Annotated in this window: 16 protein-coding genes and 1 pseudogene; 11 read left to right on the plus strand and 6 right to left on the minus strand. The window is 36.9% G+C overall.

The genetic code is table 11. From position 1 onward, the window contains the following. Positions 1-907 precede the first annotated feature (907 nt). A pseudogene (locus ACP6PM_RS20250) lies at positions 908-1,049 on the minus strand (IS1 family transposase); the annotation flags it as partial. Between the two features lie 198 nt (positions 1,050-1,247). Between ACP6PM_RS20250 and ACP6PM_RS20255 the strand changes: the two are divergent. The 9 genes from ACP6PM_RS20255 (at position 1,248) to ACP6PM_RS20295 (ending at position 12,493) form a co-directional block, all read left to right on the plus strand. Continuing rightward, complete coding sequence (locus ACP6PM_RS20255; protein WP_426587783.1) at positions 1,248-1,766, plus strand: phycocyanin subunit beta; 519 nt, start codon at positions 1,248-1,250, stop codon at positions 1,764-1,766. 90 nt (positions 1,767-1,856) lie between these two features. Then, a complete protein-coding gene (gene cpcA, locus ACP6PM_RS20260; RefSeq protein WP_426587785.1) occupies positions 1,857-2,345 on the plus strand; it encodes a phycocyanin subunit alpha in 489 nt (162 codons plus the stop codon). A 441-nt stretch (positions 2,346-2,786) separates the two neighbouring features. Then, positions 2,787-3,605, plus strand: coding sequence for a phycobilisome rod-core linker polypeptide (locus ACP6PM_RS20265; RefSeq protein WP_426587787.1), 819 nt, complete (start codon positions 2,787-2,789; stop codon positions 3,603-3,605). 495 nt (positions 3,606-4,100) lie between these two features. Then, positions 4,101-4,961, plus strand: coding sequence for a phycobilisome rod-core linker polypeptide (locus ACP6PM_RS20270; protein ID WP_426587789.1), 861 nt, complete (start codon positions 4,101-4,103; stop codon positions 4,959-4,961). Between the two features lie 29 nt (positions 4,962-4,990). Continuing rightward, positions 4,991-5,293: a phycobilisome linker polypeptide gene (locus tag ACP6PM_RS20275; RefSeq protein ID WP_426587790.1), complete on the plus strand. Its 303-nt coding sequence runs from the start codon at positions 4,991-4,993 to the stop codon at positions 5,291-5,293. Positions 5,294-5,955: 662 nt separating this feature from the next. Further along, positions 5,956-6,702 (plus strand): phycocyanobilin:ferredoxin oxidoreductase, encoded by a 747-nt coding sequence (locus ACP6PM_RS20280; protein WP_426587792.1) that lies wholly within the window; start codon positions 5,956-5,958, stop codon positions 6,700-6,702. Between the two features lie 1,193 nt (positions 6,703-7,895). Next, complete coding sequence (locus ACP6PM_RS20285; protein ID WP_426587794.1) at positions 7,896-10,013, plus strand: ATP-binding protein; 2,118 nt, start codon at positions 7,896-7,898, stop codon at positions 10,011-10,013. Then, positions 10,003-10,383 (plus strand): response regulator, encoded by a 381-nt coding sequence (locus tag ACP6PM_RS20290; RefSeq protein WP_293107732.1) that lies wholly within the window; start codon positions 10,003-10,005, stop codon positions 10,381-10,383. The genes ACP6PM_RS20285 and ACP6PM_RS20290 overlap by 11 nt, the downstream gene beginning before the upstream one ends. Positions 10,384-10,633: 250 nt before the next feature. Further along, positions 10,634-12,493, plus strand: a complete 1,860-nt coding sequence (locus ACP6PM_RS20295; protein ID WP_426587796.1) for a response regulator — start codon at positions 10,634-10,636, stop codon at positions 12,491-12,493. A gap of 65 nt (positions 12,494-12,558) precedes the next feature. Here the strand turns inward: ACP6PM_RS20295 and ACP6PM_RS20300 are convergent, their stop codons facing one another. The 5 genes from ACP6PM_RS20300 to yqeK all read right to left on the minus strand — a co-directional run bounded on the left by ACP6PM_RS20300 (position 12,559) and on the right by yqeK (position 19,805). Next, positions 12,559-15,243, minus strand: coding sequence for a CHAT domain-containing protein (locus ACP6PM_RS20300; RefSeq protein WP_426587798.1), 2,685 nt, complete (start codon positions 15,241-15,243; stop codon positions 12,559-12,561). A 1,208-nt stretch (positions 15,244-16,451) separates the two neighbouring features. Continuing rightward, entirely contained in the window at positions 16,452-17,402 is a 951-nt protein-coding gene (locus tag ACP6PM_RS20305) for an asparaginase (RefSeq protein WP_426587800.1), read from the minus strand. A gap of 687 nt (positions 17,403-18,089) precedes the next feature. Continuing rightward, a complete protein-coding gene (locus tag ACP6PM_RS20310) occupies positions 18,090-18,590 on the minus strand; it encodes a CGLD27 family protein (protein WP_426587802.1) in 501 nt (166 codons plus the stop codon). Between the two features lie 65 nt (positions 18,591-18,655). Continuing rightward, a complete protein-coding gene (gene rsfS, locus ACP6PM_RS20315) occupies positions 18,656-19,075 on the minus strand; it encodes a ribosome silencing factor (protein ID WP_426587804.1) in 420 nt (139 codons plus the stop codon). A gap of 109 nt (positions 19,076-19,184) precedes the next feature. After that, the gene (yqeK, locus tag ACP6PM_RS20320) at positions 19,185-19,805 is read right to left on the minus strand and encodes a bis(5'-nucleosyl)-tetraphosphatase (symmetrical) YqeK (RefSeq protein WP_426587806.1); all 621 of its coding nucleotides are present in this window, start codon (positions 19,803-19,805) and stop codon (positions 19,185-19,187) included. A 452-nt stretch (positions 19,806-20,257) separates the two neighbouring features. Here yqeK and ACP6PM_RS20325 point away from each other — a divergent pair, with 452 nt between their 5' ends. Together ACP6PM_RS20325 and ACP6PM_RS20330 are read left to right on the plus strand one after the other, a co-directional pair. Then, positions 20,258-21,163, plus strand: a complete 906-nt coding sequence (locus ACP6PM_RS20325) for an MBL fold metallo-hydrolase (protein ID WP_426587808.1) — start codon at positions 20,258-20,260, stop codon at positions 21,161-21,163. A gap of 49 nt (positions 21,164-21,212) precedes the next feature. After that, positions 21,213-21,758, plus strand: a complete 546-nt coding sequence (locus tag ACP6PM_RS20330) for a diheme cytochrome c (RefSeq protein ID WP_426587810.1) — start codon at positions 21,213-21,215, stop codon at positions 21,756-21,758. Positions 21,759-22,784: the final 1,026 nt, after the last annotated feature.

Here is a 22,784-nt window from a genome sequence, read left to right on the forward strand (position 1 = left end):
AGGTACACCTATTTTTATTTCTTTTCTATTCCCTATTCCCTATTCCCTATTCCCTATTCCCTATTCCCTATTCTCTATTCCTTATTCCCTATTCCCTGTTCCCTGTTCCCTATTCCCTATTCCCTGTTCCCTAAAACAAAGGAATTTTGTACCTCACCAGGATGGAAATTGCTATATAGAGTATAGTAGTTATCATATTTATAAGATAAATTTTTTTAAAAGTACCTTAAATTCTTAGTTTTAAAGAAATAGTATTCCTTTGACTGCTTGACTTTTTTTAGGATATCGCTACTTGTACACCACTACCAAAATATTATTCAAGTTTACTTATTACTTAATAACTGAAGTTCCATCGGAAAGTCTTGCATTATTTTGGAGAATTGGTATCACGCTTGACTATTTCTACTCCTGCTGAAATCAGGTCTGCCATACTATCGCCCGCTCAAATTTCTGTCTACTATAACCAGAGTTAACCCCAACTAATTCTACATAAGAAATATCCTCAACTTTTTCCATGACAAGTTCTGTAGCTTGCACTCGCGATCGCTGACATAAGATTTTGGGGAAATCTATTTGACACTCATAATTGATTTTTTTTTAACGACTTACGCAGAAACCGGATTGATCGACAAAATTTCGTAATTTCAACAACAATAATTAGTGGAATAAACCCAGTTTCTTGTTTGGGTGCGTAAGTCCAGATACTTCTTCATTGCTATCTTTACAGCAGTTTCGGAGGCGCGTGAGGTACAAAGTTTTATTGTCCTAGGGAACACTTAACTGGGAACGGGGAACGGGGAACAGGGAATATAAAAGTAGTCTTATGACTCTACCTCAGCATCCTCAAAAGTGCTGTCGCTTTTTTTACAAACAGTCTCTCAGGAATAAAATTTGGGTAAACTTTCTATCCATCTGTAACATAAAAATAGCATTTCCATTTACTAACAACTTTCCGTCCTGGGAGCAAAACTTTCTGCACTATAGTCTCCTGCAAAAATACCCTGTTTAAAATGGTCTACTGCCATCCATAGCCAAATTTTGTTTTTTTTAAGGCTACAAGTGATTGCTATGTCTAGGTTGTAGCAATTTTTTCCATCTATTTAGGGACAACTCTAACGTTTTGTTCACAAAAAGCAATAAAACTTCACTTTTAATTCTTAAAATTGCACGAAAATTGCACAAACACTTTGCTTAAATAATCACCAGAAACAAAAACCACTAGTTAAAATTATTGAGGAGAAACTTCCATGTTTGATGCGTTTACCCGAGTTATATCTCAAGCAGATGCTCGTGGAGAATATTTGTCCACATCCACGATTGATGCTCTAAGTGCAATGGTGGCAGACGGCAATAAGCGGATGGATGCTGTTAACCGTATCACCAGCAATAGTCAGACAATTGTTGCTAACGCTGCTCGTGCTTTATTTGAAGAGCAACCTCAGTTGATTGCTCCTGGCGGAAATGCTTACACCAGCCGTCGGATGTCTGCTTGTTTGCGTGACATGGAAATCATCCTGCGTTATGTTACTTATTCCATCTTTAGTGGAGATGCAAGTGTTTTAGAAGATCGCTGCCTTAATGGACTTCGGGAAACTTATCTAGCTCTTGGAACACCTGGAGCTTCTGTAGCTGTTGGTGTCCTAAAGATGAAGGATGCTGCTATTTCCATTGTAATGGACCCAACCGGAATCACTTCAGGAGATTGTAGCTCGCTGAAATCTGAAATTGGTGGCTACTTCGATCGTGCAGCAGCAGCAGTTTCCTAGTTAACCTCTATCTTGATGTAACAAGCAATTCAATACAATGGCAACGCCTTTTCTAAAAACATTTAGCAAAAAATAAGGAGATACAAAATTATGAAAACCCCCATAACTGAAGCACTTTCCTCTGCGGATTCTCAAGGACGTTTCCTCAGCAGCACCGAAATTCAAACAGCGTTTGGGCGTTTCCGTCAAGCTACTACTGCTTTAGAAGCAGCTAAAGCTTTAACTACCAAATCCGAGCAATTAGTTCAAGGTGCAGCCAATGCTGTTTACGCAAAGTTCCCTTACACTACGCAAATGCAAGGAGCTAACTATGCTGCCGATCAACGTGGTAAAGACAAGTGCGCTCGTGACATTGGTTACTATTTACGCATGGTAACTTACTGCCTAGTTGCAGGAGGCACTGGACCAATGGATGAATATTTACTGAGTGGTATTGATGAAATCAACCGGACTTTTGAACTATCTCCCAGTTGGTATATTGAAGCTCTCAAGTATATTAAGGCTAGCCATGGTCTGACCGGAGACCAAGCTGTTGAAGCTAACTCCTATCTGGATTATGCTATCAACGCTTTAAGCTAAAATTTACCTATTTGCTGGTAATGGCAGGTGACTATAGTGGCGATTCATTAATTGAGAATGGATAATTGATAATGAATAATGAATAATATTATGTTCGGTTAAATAGTTATATATAATTAAAGTTCGTAGTAGGACTAAAGCCCTATCTACAGTTTGGGCTTCAGCCCTACTACAAACAAAAACTTTATTATAAGTGATTATCCGAACATGATATAATTGATAATTACCTCTGGTTAAAACCGCAAGGGAATTGAATATCAGGAAATATCCTAGCACTTTTTTTCCCCTTGAAAGGAGAGCCTTTTAACCAAGGTGTTTAATAATTAATTATTAATTATTAATTATTAATTATTAATTAAGGTTAGTATGGTTTCTTGTCATTACGAGCAATGTTTTGTAGAAAAAAAGAAAATATTTTAATAAAATTAGGAGCATAATATAATGGCAATTACAGCAGCGGCATCTCTTCTGGGAACCTCTGCCTTTAGTGATGCCAGTTTGGTCGAACTCCGTACCAACTGGACTCCGGAAGAAGCAATGATAGCGATTAAAGCTATTTACCGACACGTCATGGGCAACGAGCATTTGATGGCATCTGAACGTCTTACCAGTGCAGAATCTCTATTATGTAATGGCTCGATCTCAGTCCGCGAATTTGTCAGGGGAGTCGCTAAATCAGAATTGTACAAGTCGAAATTTTTTTATAACAACTATCATCCTCGGACAATTGAGTTAAATATTAAACATTTGCTAGGTCGCGCTCCCTACGATGAATCCGAAATTATTTACCATGTTGATATCTATCAAAACCAAGGCTTTGAGGCGGATATTGATTCCTACATTGACTCTGATGAGTACATTCAAAGTTTTGGCGAAAATATAGTTCCTTACTATCGAGGTTTTTCTACCCAAAAGGGACAGAAAACAGTAGGCTTTTCTCGAATGTTTCAGCTATATCGGGGTTATGCTAATAGCGATCGCGCCCAAGGTAATAGCGGTAGCCCTCGCTTAACTTACGATTTAGCCCGTAACTTAGCTACTCCTGTTTATACCTCAAATGTGGGACGAGAACTCACAGGTGCTACAGTAACTGAAGGCGGAAAACTCTATCGACTACGGGTAACTCAAGCAGCACGGGGACGAGGGCCGCAGATTCGACGCAGTATTAGTGAGTATGTCGTTCCTTACGATCGGCTTTCGGCAACCCTACAAAAAATTAATCAGCGTAACTGTCAGGTACTCAGTATTACTAATGCTTAATACAGATGCCAAAAAACGTTGCCAAAAACTATTAGACATCTCCAAAAATAAAAAATTAAATCAATTATCGAGTATAAACCGTCAATTATTTCCCCCTACTCTGTACGGACGTTGCATGCAACGTCCCTACTACTCCCTACTCCCTCTTTTCTGGAGATGTCTATTGAGTTATTATATCAAATCGGGTTCAAAAAATTCACAATTACGCTAGTTAAAAAAAGCAGAGAAACCGGGTTTATATTAGAGCGTCCTCTACCTGACATCTATAGCAGTCCAAGCATAGAGTACGGACATTACTAAATCCTAAAACTGAGGTAGAGATTACTTTTAACTGTCAGATGTGTTTCTTAAATTCTGTTGGAGTAGCTTTGATCTACGAAATTGAGACATCATTATTACACTCACTTCTGACTTTGCGCCTTGTGCGTGGCACTATACCTCACAATAAACCAGGTTTCTGACTAATCATTCTATAAATTTACAGGAGATAAATAAGTGGCAATTACAGCAGCAGCACCTCGTTTAGGAGTTTCTGCCTTTAGCGATTTTAAACCCTCAGAATTACGTCCCAACTGGAGCCAAGAAGATGTTCAGTCGATTATTAAATCGGTTTATCGACAAGTCTTCGGCAATGAATACATTATGGCTTTTGAGCGCCTCAAGGGAGAAGAATCATTGTTATGCAATGGCTCAATTACTGTGCGGGACTTTGTTCGAGCTGTAGCTAAATCAGAACTATATAAGTCGAAGTTCCTTTACAACAGTTTTCAAACCAGGGTGATTGAGTTAAATATTAAACATTTACTAGGTCGCGCTCCCTATGACGAATCGGAGGTAATTTACCACCTCGATCTCTATCAAAACCAAGGCTTTGAGGCCGATATTGATTCATATATCGACTCAATTGAATACGAGGAAAATTTTGGCGACAACATTGTTCCTTACTATCGAGGTTTTTCTACTCAACAAGGACAGAAAACTGTCGGTTTTCCCCGAATGTTTCAGCTATATCGAGGCTATGCGAATAGCGATAACTCTCAGATTTATGGTAAACAATCTCGGTTAGCAAAAGACCTAGGTCGTAATAGTGCGTCGGCAGTGGTAATCCCATCAGGTAGTGGTGAAGGCTGGGCTTATAAAGCTTCAAACCGAGGTATTGCTCCTAATAAAGCCTTTACAAATTCAAACTGGGGCGATCGTGTTTATCGGATAGAGGTATCATGTATGAATCTGCCAAGATATCCTAAAGTACGTCGAGTTAGTAAAGCATGGTTCGTTCCTTACGATCAATTATCAGACACCCTCCAAAAAATTAACAAAATGGGCGGTAAGGTAGCTAGTATCACTCTGGCATAGCAATTGAAATATTAGTAGAACTTGGAAATATGTTAGGAAAATCTTTAATGGGTGGGAGATCCAGCTCACCTTCAAAAAATCGCACCTTTGTTTATGAGGTAACTGGATTAAGACAAAATGGCGAAAACGATAATAATGACTATCCTTTTCGTACCAGTAGCAGTGTGTTTATCCAAGTCCCTTACGATCGCATGAACGACGAAATGTTGAAGATTGGCCGTATGGGAGGCACAATTGTCAATATTCGTCCTCTTGAGATATTAGAGAAAGTTTCAGAGAGTGAAACTTCTTCAGAGGGTGAAACTTCTTCCGAGAGTGAAGCTTCTGAGTAATTGGCAATTTTCAATTCTAGCCATTATATCTGGTAATTTTTCAGAAAGACTATCCTTATCCACAACTTTCAAGTTGGTGATGAAGCAATATCTTTGTTTGTCTGAGGAATAAGTCTTTCTGAAGATCGCCTTAACGAAGTCAGAAGTCAAAACTCAGAAGTCAGAAGTGAGATTTAATCGACTAAAAACTCCGATCGGATAATAGTTTCGGACAATTATTTGACATTTAAAGTTGGAAACTATTTGTGACATACCTAAAGTGAATTGGTATCAGTAGGGGCAATTCGCGAATCCCCCGTACAGAAGTTATTTTTGTAACGGGGATTAGAGCAACGCTCCAAAAACGTTTCGTCTTAAAAGGCGGGGTTGCGCGACCCAATTATTTGGATAATTTTCTCATCCCCATGAGTGCTCAATTGCCCCAATAGGCATCTCCAATAATTAAAATCAAATCAATTATCCTACAGAACATCAATATATTTTCCCCATATATTAGACTTGTCGCTTTATAACTAAAAAAAACTGGCAAACCCTTGTCATGCAAGGATTTTAGCTATTGCTAATTGAAAACGTCTGGAATTACTGCTGTGTCTTAATTTGAGCGATTTTTTCCATCTATTTAGCGACAACTCTATTTAATAAAATAGATTCAAAATAATATTATGCTGGCAACTACTCGATCCTCCCTAAGAGAAAGTCAACCTATTCTCTTCCGTCAATTGGCAAACTTTATTGAAATGAGTTGGGAACGTTATTTCGATCTATACCCCTACGATATACCAGAAGGTCTCGGTTATGTGGAAGGAAGTTTAGATGGAGAAAAACTAATTATAGAAAATCGCTGCTATCAAACATATAAGTTTCGTAAGTTGCACTTGGAGTTGGCGCGAGTCGGTAATAGTCTGAATATTCTCCACTGTGTCATGTTTCCCCAACATAATTATCCCCTACCAATATTTGGAGTAGATCTGGTTGGGAGTCAAAAAGGAATCGGAGCAGCTATTGTCGATCTGTCTCCCATTAACGGCCAGCATACTTTATCACATTCTTATCAAAATGTCTTAGCTAATCTACCAGATGTTAATTTTTCTCAACCTCGCGATCTACCACAGTGGGGGGATATTTTCTCAGAATTTTGTATCTTTATACGTCCTGTTGATTCTAGAGAAGAAAGGCTTTTTCTTGAGCAAGTGAAACACTTTTTAACGCTACATTGTCAAATTGCTCTTTCTACATCTCCTGTATTTTCTAGCTCTCAGCTTGCTGAAATTTTGGCGGGACAGCATAATTATTGCATTAAGCAGCAACAAAATGACAAGACACGACGAGTTCTGGAAAAATCTTTAGGCCAGGCGTGGACTGACCGATATTTGACGACAATGCTGTTTGATTTTCCCCATACTGTTTAGGATTTTCCTGTCCTTTTGAATTTTCAAGCATTCTCCAGTTCAGAAGTCAGAATAGGATTATTATTTGTTTTTGGGATGATACTTCTGGTTAGAAGCCTAATGCGATTTATGACAGTTTTCACGAAAACAAAAATATAAGCAAGTATACAAAATTAATTATACATCTTATAGAAACTGAATTCTTGGCATTTTAAAAATCCCAGATAATTAGAATAGTTCAGCAATTAACAATATTCATGTGACGAGGTGCCGATACAATTAATAATTAATAATTACCCCTTCTTAAAACGGATAGGATTGACTAAAAGGAGAATTTTTGATTTATACCCTATCCAAGGGAAGGCTTCAAGGCATGAATTGTTGAATGAATAATTAATAATTCGGTAAATAATTTTGTTTAGGTACTTAATTAATATGATGTTAGGTTAAATAGTTATATATGATTAAAGTTCGTAGTAGGGCTGAAGCCCTACTACAAACAAAAACTTTATTATAAGTGATTATCTGAACATATAAGTATCCTTCAATAATTGATAATTACCTATTCTTAAAAGTAAGAAGATTGACATGTTAGGGAAAGTTTTTTCTTGTTTCTCCTTTAAAGGAGAGGCTTGAAAGCTTAATTATTCGGTAAAGCTTGATAAGTTACAGACCTAATAATTGTAGTCTATATTAGGGTTTGCTGAAAAAAGTATTTTGGTAAGGGTAAGAGTCAGGAGTCAGAATTTGCCCTTAGTTTTTCTGCCGTTGTCTGCCAAAAATGCAGATTTTTTAAGCTTGATCGAGCGAAAAGCTCGTACTTTTTTAGATTCAAAAAGGCACTTACCTTTATATTTCAATGCTTTTATGATTATTCAGCAAGCCCTATATTAGACATCTCCAGAAAATCAAAAATCAAATCAATTCTTATCCAGAAATTATCAATTACTTCTCCCTGTTCCCTCTCTTCCAGAGAGGTCTATTAGACATCTCCCAAAATCAAAAATCAAATCAATTCTTATTCATAAATTATCAATTATTTCTTCCTGTTCCCTGTTCCCTTTTTCCCGGAGAGGTCTATTAGATTAATCAAAACTATTATCATAAATATTAAGATTTATTAATATGTTTTAATAAATCAGCTCTAAGAAAGTCAAATTTGAGTTAAGATGAATTAACAATAATTAAGCTAAATTGAATTTTTTTACAGGATTATGGATGTAGAAGGACAATTTCCCATAGAGAAATTATTGTTCCAAGCGATATTGGAACACTCCTTTGATGCCATTCTCATTGCTGATTCTCAGAATCGTCTGGTAGAAGTCAATTTATTGGCTTGTAACTTGTTGGGTTTCACTAGAGATGAACTGATTGGGCAATCGATGTTTAACTTTTTTATCGGTTCCCTTGAGGAAAAAGAGGACGCAAACAGTGAAGAAGTTCAAGTCAAATCTCCCAATGGCCAGATAAAAACCCTGGAGTGTAGGCTAATCAAGAATTTATTATCCAATTACAAATTGTTGATATTAAGAGATGTGACTAAACTCAAACTAGCATCTGAAGAACTTCACCACCAAAATCAAAGAGTAAAGTTATTTTCGGAAGTTACCCTCAAAATTAGTCAATCTCTGCAACTAAAAGAAATTCTACAAACTGCTGTTACCGAAGTGCAAAGAATTCTTAAAGCTGATCGGGTGCTAATTTATCAGGTTTTGTCCAATGGAACTGGAGTGACTATTAGTGAAGCTGTATTACCCAATGTTCCGCCGATTCTAGCTATAGAGTTTCCCGAAGAAGTCTTTCCTGAAGAATATCGAGAACTTTATGCAGGAGGAAGAGTTCAAGCTATCTCTGACGTACACAGTATTAAGGCTGATTTGACTGAATGCTTAGTTGAATTTATGGATGAATGGATGGTGAAAGCTAAGTTAGTAGTGCCAATCATCCAAAACCTCAAGTCGGTCACTGATGAAATAAAAGTTCCCAATCAACCATGGGGTTTGTTAATTGCCCATCAATGTCAAACAACGCGACAGTGGAAAGACTTTGAGTTAGAGATGATGCAACAATTGGCAGCTCAAATTGGCATTGCTTTATCCCAAGCAGAATTACGAGAAAATCTCGAAGGACTTGTCACCGAACGTACAACTAAATTAAGACAAGCTAACACGAGTCTCCAACAAGAAATTAACGATCGCCGCTCGGCTGAAGTTGCCTTGCGTCGTAGCGAAGAAAAGCTCCGTCTCATCGCCAATGGACTGCCAGTTTTAATTGCCTATGTGGATAAACAGCAATGTTATCGCTTCAATAACAAAGCTTACCAAACCTGGTTAGGATTGTCTCCCACTAAGATTTACGGCTCTCATCTTCAGGAAGTGCATGGGAAACAGGAATACCACAAAATTCAAGAATATATAGAAATGGCACTATCGGGGAAAATGGTAACTTACGAAAATGAGACTACCTTTCAAGACGACAATCTCCACACTGTTAACGTTAGCTACATTCCCCACATTGACCAACAAGAAAAAGATACAGTAAAAGGATTTTTTTCACTCATCAGTGATATTAGCGATCGCATAGCCATTGAAAGGATGAAAGACGAATTTATTTCCGTCGTTAGCCATGAATTACGCACCCCATTAACCTCCATTCACAGTTCCTTGAAAATTCTAGCAACAGGAAAACTCGGAAATCTTTCTACTAAAGGACAACGGATGCTGAGAATAGCTGACGAACAAACAGATCGCCTGGTGCGCTTAGTGAACAATGTCCTAGACTTACAGCGGATTCAATCCGGCAAAGTCAAAATGAACAAAAAAGGTTGCCAAGCAATGGAATTAATGATTGAAGCTTGCCAAACTATGCAAGGAATTGCTCAAGAGTACGAGGTTAACCTGTTCAGTAAATCTGTTGCTTTTGAAGTTTGGGCCGATCGTGACTATATTGTTCAAACTCTCACTAATCTATTGAGCAATGCGATTAAGTTTTCTCCTCCAAACAGCACTGTTTTCTTGTCGGCAAAAATGGAATCGCCACAAGATAGCAATGGCAGGGAAAAACAAATTTCTTATGTAACCTTTGAAGTCAAAGACGAAGGACAAGGTATTCCAGTCGATCGACTAGAAACTATCTTCGAGCGTTTTCAGCAAGTTGATTCTTCTGATTCTCGCAAAAAAGGAGGAACAGGTTTGGGATTAACCATTTGTCGTCAAATCATTGAAGAACACGGTGGGAAAATTTGGGCAGAAAGTTGTTTGGGAAAAGGTAGTACTTTTTATTTCACTCTACCTTTAGTTATAGAAGAGAGCGGAGGTTACTATGAACGATAAACATATTTTACTAATTGACGATGAAGAAACAATTCAGGAAGTAGTACAAGTTGGAATTGAGATTGAATGTGGTTGGGAAGTTTCCCTTGCTTCCTCTGGTTTAGAAGGAATAGAGCTAGCCAAACTCCGACAGCCAGATGCCATTCTTCTTGATGTGATGATGCCGGATATGGATGGGATTTCTACCTTGTTGAAGTTAAAAGCTAATTCCCACACTCAATCGATTCCCGTAATTTTTCTGACGGCTAAAATCCAAGCTGTAGATAAAAACCAGTTTCAAAATATAGGAGTTGCTGATGTGATTACCAAGCCTTTTAACTCTATGACTCTAGCAAGTCGAATAGCAAAAATACTGGAATGGGAATTGTAATTAGGCTGCTCCAGTCTTAATGAAGTCAGAAGTTAGTAGGGGCGATTCGCGAATCGCCCGTACAGAAGTTATTTTTGTAACGGGGATTAGAGCAACCCTCCAAAAATATTTCACTTTAAAAGGCGAGGTATTAAACCTCTCCAGAAAATAGGGAAAAAGGAACAGGGAACAGGAAAAAGTAATTGATAATTTATGGATAAAAATTGATTCTATTTTTAAATTTTTGGAGATGTCTATTAAGTAAGGATTTATGAGACTATTAATTGTTGATGATGAGGAAATTTTAATCGATCTACTCCAAAGAACTCTCAAAAATTATGCACTTGATGCTGTTACCGATGGAGAACAAGGATGGATTTATGGTTCGACTTATCCTTACGATCTGATTATCCTCGATTGGTCTTTACCTAAACTTGATGGACTTAGTTTGTGTCAGCGTTTCCGCAACCATGGCTATCGTATGCCAATCCTCTTACTAACAGTCCGCAATAGCAGCCCCGAAAAAATTCAAGCACTTGATGCTGGAGCAGATGATTATCTCTGCAAGCCTTTTGATGTTGAAGAATTAGCTGCTCGCATACGAGCTTTGTTGCGTCGCTCCAACTCTCGTTCTCCCTTATTAAGTTGGGGAGACTTACAACTCAATCCATCTAATTGTCAAGTGCTCTATCAAGGACATTCGATTTTACTAACGGCTAAAGAATATCAGTTACTAGAGTTATTCATGCGCCATAGCCAAGAAGTTTTTGGCATCGAAGATATTCTTGAGAGTTTGTGGCCGTCGGTAGAATATATTTCTGAAGCAACTGTTCGCTCCCATCTGAGAAACTTGCGAAAAAAATTAAAACTAGCTGGTTTACCTGAAGATCCGATCAAAACATTAAGAGGACGAGGATATGGTTTAAAACCTCTACCCCAAGATAACAAGTTGGAGAAAAATTTTTTACCTACCCAACCTGAAGATAAAGCTGATAAGGAAGCACGACATCTAGCAGCATTGAGTGCAGCCTGGAATAAATATAGAAACAAGTGTCACCAACAATTAACTACTTTAGAAGAAGCTCTTGAGGGTTTGAAAACTGGCTACCTCAGCCCTAATAAACGAGAAGAAGCTAGATTAAGTGCCCATAATTTAGCAGGAACTTTGGGCATTTTTGGCTTTGATGAATGCTCTCAGCTTGCCAGGGAACTAGAACAACTCCTACAAAAAACTGTACAGGAAAAAAAAGGAAAACTACTAAGATTTGAAACTATTTTCAATGATTTACTTGTACAACTAGCTATAGAAGACAATCCCTCTAATAAAATATCTGGCCGACTGACAAAACATTGTCCTTTATTGTTAGTTATTGACGACGACCGAAATTTTACTGAACTTTTGAGCGAAAAAGCGCTTTCTGAAGGAATCCAAATAGTTGTTGTGCCTACTCCAGAGCTAGCTAGAACTTGGCTCGAAGGGTTACAAGACCGCCTACTTCCCAATGTTGTTCTCCTGAGATTATCTTTGGTTGGAGCGAAAACTAATGACAAAGATTTAGAGGAGCGTTTATCCTTAATTGCCGAATTCAATTTACTGGTGCCATCGATCCCAGTTATTATTATTGCCGATCGCGATCATTTTAGAGACCGTCTACTTGTAGCCCGACATGGAGGAGCTTTTTACCTAAAACAACCACTTCTTCCTGCTCAAGTAGTTGCTTTTTGCCAACAAGTTCTAGAAGGTTCTTCTTGGGGCAAAAAAGTAATGATTGTGGACGACAATGTAGAATTTTTACGATCCTTACCAGATATACTGGAACCTTGGGGATTCAAGCTTACTACTCTCGACGATCCTCGTCAATTCTGGGATGTACTGCAAGCTGTTAAACCCGATCTACTGATACTAGATATTGAAATGCCTCATTGGAGTGGGATTGAATTATGTCAAGTACTTCGGGGTTATCCTTGCTGGTCTAGATTACCTGTATTATGCCTCAGTATTCATACAGATGTAGAAGTCCGCGATGAAGTATTTAACAGTGGTTTTGACGAGTTTATTTCTAAACCAATTCTAGGTAAACAACTTGCCGATCGCATTACTTACCATATTGCTGGATCTAAACACCAATGAGGTTTTTACATTACGTTTACTGAGAAATGCTACATAACCTATAATATTTCAACCTTATGTTCTCTTCAAAAACCATTGCCGATTAAAATAAATGGAGCCCAATAATAAGGATGATTATACTTACTATTAATCATCGCAATTTGTGCCTTTTGTACAGCTCTAGCCTTATTGACCCCACTCTTTAAAGCTGTATAAAAATTATTCATAAATTCAGAAGTACCCTGGTCATCTACTCGCCATAAAGTTGCTAAACTTGCTGCTGCACCAGCCACTTGCATTTGATAACCAAAACCAAGAATTTCTGAACCATCTCCTAGCTGTTTTCCTTTACCAGTTTCACAAGCGCTCAAAACTACTAATTCTACACCACTTAAATTCCAATTTTCTACTTCTCGTAAGCTAGCAAGTTCGCCATCTCCATATAATATAAAAGAATCTTCTGGACTACCACTAACAAAAGCAGAATGAGTAGCAAAATGTATTAAACTATGGCTAGACATCCTTAACTCCATCAACTGTTTAGTAAAATCATCTCCTAATAATTTATTGGTTTGAGGAAACATACTCCCTAGCTGTTCTACCTCTACTCCCGCAAAAGGTAAACCTTCAAATTCAAACTGTTTTTTACCAATTGCAAAGCTATAATTTCCTTCAGTTAAAGCTCCTGCCAAAATTCGGATATTTCTATTTCTCCTTGGACTTAAATCCATAATACTTGCAGCAGTAATATTATTAACTTTAAACCTCTCTATCAGCCATTTTTCTCCATCATATAAAGCTGCTAAAGGAATATAACGGAGCTTGCCATCTGGTGCATAAAGAATAGTTTTAATTTTACCAATTTTTAGGTCATTTTCTATTGGTTTAATCAACCAATTATAAAGCTTTAATCCTGCTTGCGCAACTCTAAAATCAGAGATATTCTTAGCTTTTCTTCTATTAATTAATCCTACTCTAAATGTAAAAAAAACTTGCTCAAATTCTTCCTGATTAACTAATACCGTCCGATGAACTGGGGGAGAATTAGCAGTAACTAAGATTAATTCCAGGCGATCTTCTAAAATTAAGGGATATAAGACTACTGCATTTTCTTTTTTATGTTTCTTTAGTTCAGCCTGTAATAAAACTAACATCTCAGGGGTAAGTCTTTGACTCTTAGCTTTCTTCTTTATTTCTGACCTAATTTCTGTTATTTCCTCACTACTAAGAAAATCGTGAATAGCAATTAATTTTTCTAATGAAATGTTCTGATTTTGTTTGACATTTTTACCTATTTCATCTAAGAAATGAGTATATTTTTCCCTGAAAATATTTTCCAGTCTCAGCATAATAACTTCATTAGATTTATCATCATCGAGTTTGATACCTCCCATATACTCAAATACTTCTTGTACTTTCAACAAATCAAGAATTTGATGTGATTCTATGGCTCGTTTTTCTTCCAGCAATAAGTTAGCTAAAGCCCGATATATTTCAGTAATAGTGCCGTCTACATAAGACTTTTGTTCCTCTACTGGTAAAACCTGTAAATCTTGGCGGATTTTTTCTGTAATATTAATTGATTGTTTATAAAATATTATTGCCAATTCTGGTTGATTATTTTTTGCTAATAATTGTCCTATATCAGCAAGACTAATTCTTTCCCTATTCTGGTTTCCAAGTTGTCGATCGAGAATTAAAGTATAAGTCAAAAATTCTAGAGATTCAGAATACTTGCCAGATTCTCGATGCACTATGCCAATATTATGAAGAGTTACTGATTTACCTTCCTTATCCCCTAACTCTTCCTGAATACTTAATGCTTGCTGATGATATTCTAATGCTTGGGAATATTTTTCCTGTTCTCGATAAATTACACCTATATTATCTAGAGTTGTTGCTATATTCAGACGGTCTTGATTTTCTTCGTAAATTTCTAAAGCTTGTTGATAAAATTTTAAAGCCTGAGAAAACTCTTCTAGCTGCCGATAAATTGCTCCAATATAAGTTAAAGTTGTGGCTTTTTTGGGAGGATTATTCTGTAAAACTTTCTGATAAAAATCTATAGCTTGCTGATAGCGACCTAATCTTGAATTAACTAAACCAAGATTACTTAAAATTGCAATAAGATTGACCTTATCTTTTTTACGCATTTCTAAAGCTTCTTCATAAAACTCTATAGCTTTCGCATATTTACCTTGGCGATCGTAAATAACACCTATTTCATTTAAAGTGCGACTAATAGCAGTAGTATCGTCTATTTCTCTACGCATTTTCAGCGCTTGATTTAATGATTCTAATGCTTGGGAATATTCACTGAGCTGAGAATAAACTGTACCAATACTATGTAGGGTGGCAGCAATTTTATCTGTATCACCTAACTGTTGACGAATTTCCAAAGCTTGCTGATAATGCTCTAAAGCTTTCTGATACTGATGTAGTTGCTGATAAATGGTGGCTATATTGTAGAGGGTGCTGCCGATCTTAAAGCGATATCCCTTTTGAGTATGAATATCTAGGAGTTGCTGCAAAGTTTGTAAGGCAGTTTCTAATTCTCCATTTTCAAGTTGTTGTTTAGCTTTCTCATCAAGTTGCTCTGCTTCAGTTTGTAGGTTTTCTTGGGTAAGGCGATCGCTATATTTTTTAGTATCTTGTGCAACTGCTTTTGAATATATCTGCACTTTCTCTATTTTCTCTGTTACTAGAGATGGAGGCAAAATCAAGAAAAATACAGTACCGATAATTAATCTAAAATATTTCCAATTTATCATTTTCTACCAAATTCATAAAATTTTACTATATACATTAACTTATTAGGACTTGCTGATTAAATCTAAAAGCTTTTATATGTAAATGTTTTAGCCTTTGCGTGTGGTCTAAAAGTGCCAGCTTTTTGCTTCCTCAAGCTCAATTCTGGTGAGAATTTGGCGTTGGTGAATGGGTAATGCTTTTGTCTCAAATATCTATGAAAAAACTATAGTTGTACGGTTCATAAATATTGAAGAGCATTACTTAATCACCAACCACAGAATTTTTAGCAGCAGAAAAATTGAGGCACAATTCTTCCTCTCTTCCTCCTACATTCTCTGTAATTCCCCATCTTTCCTGACTCCTGACTTCTGACTCCTACTCTCACTCAAAAGACTTATTGAGCAAACCCTTATTAAAGTATTCAGACCGAAAATCAAAAAAGTCTGGTAAATCTTAAAATTTACCAGACTCTCTTTTATATTATTACCTTTTAATGGCGGGAGGCGGATTTGAACCACCGACCTTCGGGTTATGCTTACTACTACAGCTTTCACTGCCTTAACTCTGAAATTATCAGAATTAGTTTGTAGTCTGGACTGTCCCTTTACCCTCAGCTTCTATAACACTAGAACTGCTAGGGTACTTGCCAACCAGTCTCTACACCTTCTCCTTAATTTTGGAGCTTGGCTCGGGATTACCCCGCTAACGGCTTCCCCGAATTTGACAAGTAATCACATACAAGTTTCCCTATATGCCGCCCTTTACAAGGTAAAGACTCAAGCTAAACGACTAGCAGTTTTGGTTTATGCTTGGTTTAATTTATCTTTCCTTATAACTTGAGCCCGACGAGCTACCAGACTGCTCTATCCCGCGTCAACTTTTTTATTATAACCATAACCAAATCAAAATTGCAACCCCTTAGTCAAATATTCTCAAATTTTTTTCCAGAACCTCCACTTATAGCAGTTTTCAAGTTCATCAAACATATCAAAAAAATGATAAACCAGTAGGGACGTTTTCGGCTAAGAGCCGACATGAAACGCTGCGCGACATGAAACGCATTTTTGTTATGCAACGTCCCTACTTTACTTCTGACTCCTACCCTTTGGACGGGCAACGGCAAAAAAATAAAGAGGCAATTCTGACTTTTACCACCTCTAAATTCCCATTTCTCCTGTAGGGGCGAATGGCCATTCGCCCCTACAACTCCTGACTGCTACCCTAAACCCTAAATAGACATTTCTCCCACTACTTCCAAACGCTTAACATTACTCAGTGACATATAATTTTCCGCGAGAGTCTCAGCAATACTAGGAGCTATCCAACCCATCTGAGTTAATAAATGAATTGCCACTGCATATTTCGCCCTTTTCGCACCATCATTAACTTTTATAGCCAAACCCATGCCTTCACCTACTCGGCCAATACATTGTACTCCCTCAGCCCCAGACTTACTGACAAGTTCTCCAGACGTCAAGCGCATTAACTCTGTATCAAAATGTCCCTCTCCCCCAACCATTTCTGGATGATATGTCATAGCGCGGACAATTCGTTCTAGATCCAAACTATTACCTGAAGCTAGTTTGGCGTACAAAGTTGCCATTTGACTAAGTTGCAGAAGATAAGTTGGAGCGCCACAGTCATCACGAGCGCCGATAAATTCTGCTGCTGGCATGGCCAGTAATTCAGCCACTTTGCTAATAATCAACTGTTGTACTGGATGCTTCATTTCCAGGTAAGATTCCATCGGCCAATTTCTTTGCTGACAAACAGCTAGCATACCTGCGTGCTTACCAGAACAGTTATATTGCAAAGGACTACTTTTCCCGGCTGGAGTTGGACATTGTAGCTTTGATGGGTCAATATCACAACGCCATAAAACATTAAATACCTGTCTTGCTTGCTCTGTTGTACCTTGATGAGAACTACATATAACAGCTAAGTCTATATCAGTTAAGTCATACCGTTCTAGAGTACCTGTGGTAGTAACTGCTAAAGCTTGAAATGGTTTGAGAGCTGAACGGACAAATGTAGCTGTATCCGCATCTCCAGCCAAGGATAAAACTCGGCCTCTGTGGTCGCATATTGTGGCCTGAACTTGGTGAGTTGATTCAACAATACCTTCTCTGAGTAGTCTGACTTCTAGTTGTGCAGTTTGTGTTCTTTTTCCCCTAGTCATTTTTATTTATTATGTTGGGTAGGTGGAGTACTGATTAAGTAAATTGTTTAACTATACTTTTGGACAGTATTTATCAAGTTAAGATTAACACTAATGAAGCGATTATTTGTAGATAGAATAATTAATCGTGTTAACTAGAAACAGCTTTCAATTAAAAATGCTTATTAGTGTTAGTTTTTTTAAGTAAGAATCGGGTAGGTCATTTTAGTTAGCCTCCTGTCGGAGGAGCTACGCTTTTTCCTGACGGAATGCTCCGCAAACATGTGGCGCAGCGAAACAGTTAGCCTCCTGGGTCGTAACTTCTTTCACAGTACCGACCGCTGAACACAGAGCCTTGAAATACTGAAGTTGATTTTTTTATCCCCTATCCAAGGCTATGCTTTACCCATAAGTCTTGAAACCCTTTTCTGATAGGGAGATGGGAGGATGGGTAGAGAAACAGAGCAAAATTACGGAAAAGTCTCTAATTAAATAAGTTTTAAATACGTTTATTTTCCCGAAATATCTATTTAATGGTAAATACATAAATCATCTCTTTTATCAAGTTTTATCTTAAGAAAGATTTGGGTAATAGATAGTATCCAACGTTAGGGTACTGACCTAATTTTTTGGTCTAGATTGCTGGAATTACTGACTTAATTATCTACTATAATGATTAGAATTTTTTTCGGTTTTTTGGGGGCAATTTTATACACAAAACCAAATGATTCCGCCAATAACAATTAATGACAGAAAAATATAAAAAGTTTTGCGTAATCTTTGCAGAAGTGGTTTAACTTGATATTCAAGTATTAATCTATCCTTTGTAATTTCCTCTGGTGTTTTTAGCCATGTTTGCCCATCATACCAACCAGACTCCTCATAAAAAACTTTGGTATTCCCAAGACGTGACTGGACATAATTCCAACCTAAATAAAGTCGTAACAATACCAAAATTAGAATTAAACTTGCTCCTGCTGACCCACTCAGTAAGAATTGCACCAGATATTTTTCTGGAGGGAAACTTGCTGCTGCGACTGGGCCTGATACTAACCAACTCCATACCCAAACCCAGACTAGCTTCCTTAAATAATTAGGTCTTTCTAATGTTACCCAGTAAAATAACCAGGAATTTTTGAGTTCTTCGTATTCGTTGGCTGGTTGTTGTTCTGGTGGAACGGGAGAGCTAGATGCTATCTGTCTAATCATAAATAAATTTTTTCCTCACTTATTTTTATAACAGTAAAGAAGTAATTAACATTGACAGCTTGAGTCTAATCGATCAATGATAAAGTATCTATTCTTTCTGCATGACCCCAGAATGCTTCTAAATTATAGAAATCTCTTTCTTCGGGCTTTAATATATGAACTATGACATCAGCATAATCCATTAAGATCCAAGAACTTTCGCTTTGGCCTTCGACTCCTAAAGGATAAACTTGCCTCTCTTGTTCTACCTTTTCGGCGATCGCCTGAGATATGGCTCTTACTTGGACATGAGAATAACCTGTAATAATTACAAAGTAGTCTGCCAAATAAGATACTTCTGATACTTTAATGACAACAATGTTATCTCCTTTGCGGTCCAATGCAGCGTTAACTATTGTGGATGTCAATTCTAAAGTTTCATCAAGTCCCGAATTTGTCAGACTTGTTTCGGTTGACAAGGATTGAATATGAGGGTAATTTGACATTAAATTATATATTTCCTTAATTAATTGAATTACTAATCGATCTTGGCCTCTATATTATATTGATCATATCTTGTTAATTTATTGTCTGTTTGCTCTTCTGTTCGTGGAGTTATTTTTTGACCTTTTCCATAAACCAATTTCTAGTCAATAGAATTCGTGGGTGAATCAAACTATGTAAGCCAAGCAAGTGTTTTATAGTATAATCACTGGTTAGCCAAACTGCTTGGTATAGATTTTTTTGAGCTATTTGTCTCAAATCCTCTAGCTCAGGGGTCTTACCTCTACCAGGTTCTAAAGTATCTGCCAGGAAAACTACGCAACTTAGCTGATTCATAGCCGGACATCCTAATGTATGGTTAGCGATCGCTGCTAATATTTCCGGATCTTCTATGCCAAATTCTTTTTTGGCCACAATTGCACTAACATCTGCATGAAGCAAGTGAGGACAAACTGCTGATACTGAATCTATTTCTAAACCTTCTGAGTTAGAGATTTGTAATAGACTTTCGGGAGAAAAGTATTTAGCTAGGTCGTGCATCAGTCCTGCAAGTTTAGCTTTTTCTTGGTCTAACCCATAATAGCTAGCTAGTTCCTCTGACATTTTTTCTACTCTGAGAATATGTCTGATCCTAGAGGTGGGAACATGAACTGAAAGCCATTTCAATACTCTTTCTTTAAGTTGAACTAAGTCTAATTTTTCTGGTTTGATTGACAGTTCCTCAGCTTTCATAGAAATTATTCTTACTCCATAGTGATAATTTTTATAACAGTTTATTGTAAATAAAAACTTCTATCTACAGATTGAAATAAATCATAATAGGAGTGCTTTTTAGTGAGGGACTCTTGACTTAATTTTTTTCAGACTAACTCTCATAGTGAACATCCAAACAATATCGTTTTTTGCATATATCTGAGTAAATTACTATTACCAATAATTTTAGCTGTGTAGCTATGCATAAATTTTCATTAATTTTCGTTGGGTTGGGAAATTCTAAATACAGAAATATCAGTTATTTCCACCTTGGCAATGAAAATTTTTTGATTAACGTAGAGCTGACAATACCAAATTATATCAAGATATACTAGCAATGAGTAATAGCTCATTTTGCTAGAATAAGCTAAATTGAAAATTAAGAAATTTTCCACAGATTTGTACTAACAGAAAGTCTGAAACATAGAAATATGCCATCTTCAGAGTCGTCATCCCCAATATCACAGTCTGAGGAAACAGCTACTCAGTCAGACACCTTGTCAACTGACTTTGTTGTTGAATTCTGGGGTGTGCGAGGTAGTATACCTACCCCCGGTAGTAGCACAGTTCGCTATGGAGGTAATACCTCCTGTGTAGAAATGCGTGTAGGGGCAAAACGTTTGATTTTTGATGGAGGGACTGGCTTAAGAGTATTGGGTTTAAATCTACTTAAGCAAATGCCAGTCGAAGCCCATATATTTTTTAGTCATACTCACTGGGACCATATTCAAGGTTTCCCATTTTTTGTGCCTGCATTTGTACCAACTAATAAATTTCACATCTATGGGGCAATAGCACCTGATGGTACTACAATTAAGGAATCTTTATCCGATCAAATGGTAAATCCTAACTTTCCTATTCCTTTACAGGTAATGGGTTCGGAGATAAAGTTTTATGACTTTAGAAATGGAGATGTAATTAAGGTTGATGATATTGAGATTGAAACAGCTCCTCTAAATCACCCAAATTTTGCCGTTGGATATCGAGTTTCTTGGGAGGGTAAAACTGTAGTTTATTGTCCAGATACAGAACATTATGAAGACCGCTTTGATGAAAATGTACTTCATCTAGCTCGTAATGCCGATCTATTAATTTATGATGCTACCTACACAAATGAAGAGTATTATGATGTTAAATCCCCGAAAATCGGTTGGGGACATTCTACTTGGGAGGTAGGGGTAGAAATAGCAAAAAAGGCAGGAGTGAAACAAATAGCTATGTTTCAACACGATCCTGCTCATAATGATGATTTATTGGATGAAGTTCAGGTCTCTCTCCAATCAATATTTCCTAATGGGTTAGTAGCAAAAGAAGGTATGACAATTCCTATTGTTTAGTTAGTCATATTAAAAATATCGAATAAAGTATAGCACAGAGATTATATTCATGTCAAGAGCTAATCTCAGAAATAGGCGTAGACAAAGACCACCTCTTTTTTTGCTGTTACTACTGATATTTTTGTGGAGTACGAGTTGTGGTTGGGTTATGGCAAAAATTTCTACTGCAACGACTATTTCACAAATTGATTCTGAATTAATTAGCAATGTTGATGTGGTTCCCCAACGTTATCGGTTAGGACTATCATTGTACTTAGAGAATTGTGCTACTTGTCATGTTGCAGTACCACCTCAAGTCCTCCCTACAGAAAGTTGGCAAATAATTCTCCGAGATTCTCAACACTACGGTGTACAACTGCCTACTCTCATAGATCCACCGCGTCAACTTGTTTGGAATTATCTACAAGTTTCTTCTCGTCGCAAATCTCAGCAAGATGAGAGAATACCTTACAGAATTGCTAGTTCTCGTTATTTCAAGGCACTTCATCCAAAAGTAGAACTTCCTCAACAATTAAATATCAAGGGTTGTATTTCTTGTCATCCCAAGGTTAAAAATTTTGACTTTCGGACTCTCAACTCAGAATGGCTAGATTAATGAAGTCAGAAGTCAGAAGTCAGAAGTTAGAAGTATGGAAGTAGGAAGATAGGTTGAAAAAAATCAAAAAACCACCACAGGGCAAACGTATCTAAATTATGGAAACTTTTGCCTTTAAGTTTTATAAGATTAATCAAATTAATAAGTATAAATAGGGTTTGCTGAATAATTATAAGAGGATTGAAATATATAAGGTAAGTGCCTTTTTGAATCTAAAAAAGTACGAGCTTTTCGCTCGATCGAGCTTAAAAAGTTAGCATTTTCGGCAGACAACGGCAGAAAAACCAAGGGCAAATTATGACTCCTACCTCCTCTATAATATCAAATCCGCTTGAATACTTATTATATAGTTGGGAGTAGGGGAGTAGGGGAGTAGGAGAGATTAAATATTGAAGTAATTATAGAATTATAAACAGATATTATATAACTCGATTCTATGTGCAATTAACCCGATTTGATATCAAGAAAGGATTTGAATAGCATGAATTTTTAAATTCGTATTCAATAGAACATTTGTATTAAGAGAAAGTAATTTTGCAATTACTGTATAACCGGATTTTATATAATTCCCGTTTCTCCTGATTCCTGACTCCTGACTCCTGACTCCTGACTCCTGACTCCTACCCTTACCAAAAGACCTTTTTCAGCAAACCCTAAATATTCAAAAGTTTTACTGAAAAATTAAGGTATAAAAACTCTCCATGAATGGAGAAAAAAGAAAAAAATCTTTGGACCGAGGATTAGTCTTTAAAATAATGATTTTGGTAAATCTCTCTTTATTAGTCAAAGAAAACTCACAGGGTGACAAGCGCTTCAAAACTATTGTGAGATAAGTCTTTGGGTAATTTCCCTGCCACTTGTATATTCTCCGCCTACTACATAATGTAAGATATTGACATCTAGAAAAATAACGGATATTATCCATTATTGGATACACAAAATACAAGCTTTTACTGATAACAAAGACCACTTTTATGTAATTATCTATACATAAATGAGGTAAGTTAGTGAAGCTGAAGTAATATT

Origin of the sequence: Dapis brunnea BLCC-M229 (assembly GCF_050015995.1) — a bacterium.
In the GTDB taxonomy this organism is placed as follows: Bacteria; Cyanobacteriota; Cyanobacteriia; order Cyanobacteriales; family Microcoleaceae; genus Trichodesmium.

What these genes read in the sequence shown, in the direction of transcription:
- ACP6PM_RS20255 (WP_426587783.1), top strand. Translation starts at nt 1,248, where the DNA reads ATGTTTGATGCGTTTACCCGAGTTATATCTCAAGCAGATGCTCGTGGA.
- cpcA (WP_426587785.1), top strand. Translation starts at nt 1,857, where the DNA reads ATGAAAACCCCCATAACTGAAGCACTTTCCTCTGCGGATTCTCAAGGA.
- ACP6PM_RS20265 (WP_426587787.1), top strand. Translation starts at nt 2,787, where the DNA reads ATGGCAATTACAGCAGCGGCATCTCTTCTGGGAACCTCTGCCTTTAGT.
- ACP6PM_RS20275 (WP_426587790.1), top strand. Translation starts at nt 4,991, where the DNA reads ATGTTAGGAAAATCTTTAATGGGTGGGAGATCCAGCTCACCTTCAAAA.
- ACP6PM_RS20280 (WP_426587792.1), top strand. Translation starts at nt 5,956, where the DNA reads ATGCTGGCAACTACTCGATCCTCCCTAAGAGAAAGTCAACCTATTCTC.
- ACP6PM_RS20285 (WP_426587794.1), top strand. Translation starts at nt 7,896, where the DNA reads ATGGATGTAGAAGGACAATTTCCCATAGAGAAATTATTGTTCCAAGCG.
- ACP6PM_RS20290 (WP_293107732.1), top strand. Translation starts at nt 10,003, where the DNA reads ATGAACGATAAACATATTTTACTAATTGACGATGAAGAAACAATTCAG.
- ACP6PM_RS20295 (WP_426587796.1), top strand. Translation starts at nt 10,634, where the DNA reads ATGAGACTATTAATTGTTGATGATGAGGAAATTTTAATCGATCTACTC.
- ACP6PM_RS20300 (WP_426587798.1), bottom strand. Translation starts at nt 15,243, where the DNA reads ATGATAAATTGGAAATATTTTAGATTAATTATCGGTACTGTATTTTTC.
- ACP6PM_RS20305 (WP_426587800.1), bottom strand. Translation starts at nt 17,402, where the DNA reads ATGACTAGGGGAAAAAGAACACAAACTGCACAACTAGAAGTCAGACTA.
- ACP6PM_RS20310 (WP_426587802.1), bottom strand. Translation starts at nt 18,590, where the DNA reads ATGATTAGACAGATAGCATCTAGCTCTCCCGTTCCACCAGAACAACAA.
- rsfS (WP_426587804.1), bottom strand. Translation starts at nt 19,075, where the DNA reads ATGTCAAATTACCCTCATATTCAATCCTTGTCAACCGAAACAAGTCTG.
- yqeK (WP_426587806.1), bottom strand. Translation starts at nt 19,805, where the DNA reads ATGAAAGCTGAGGAACTGTCAATCAAACCAGAAAAATTAGACTTAGTT.
- ACP6PM_RS20325 (WP_426587808.1), top strand. Translation starts at nt 20,258, where the DNA reads ATGCCATCTTCAGAGTCGTCATCCCCAATATCACAGTCTGAGGAAACA.
- ACP6PM_RS20330 (WP_426587810.1), top strand. Translation starts at nt 21,213, where the DNA reads ATGTCAAGAGCTAATCTCAGAAATAGGCGTAGACAAAGACCACCTCTT.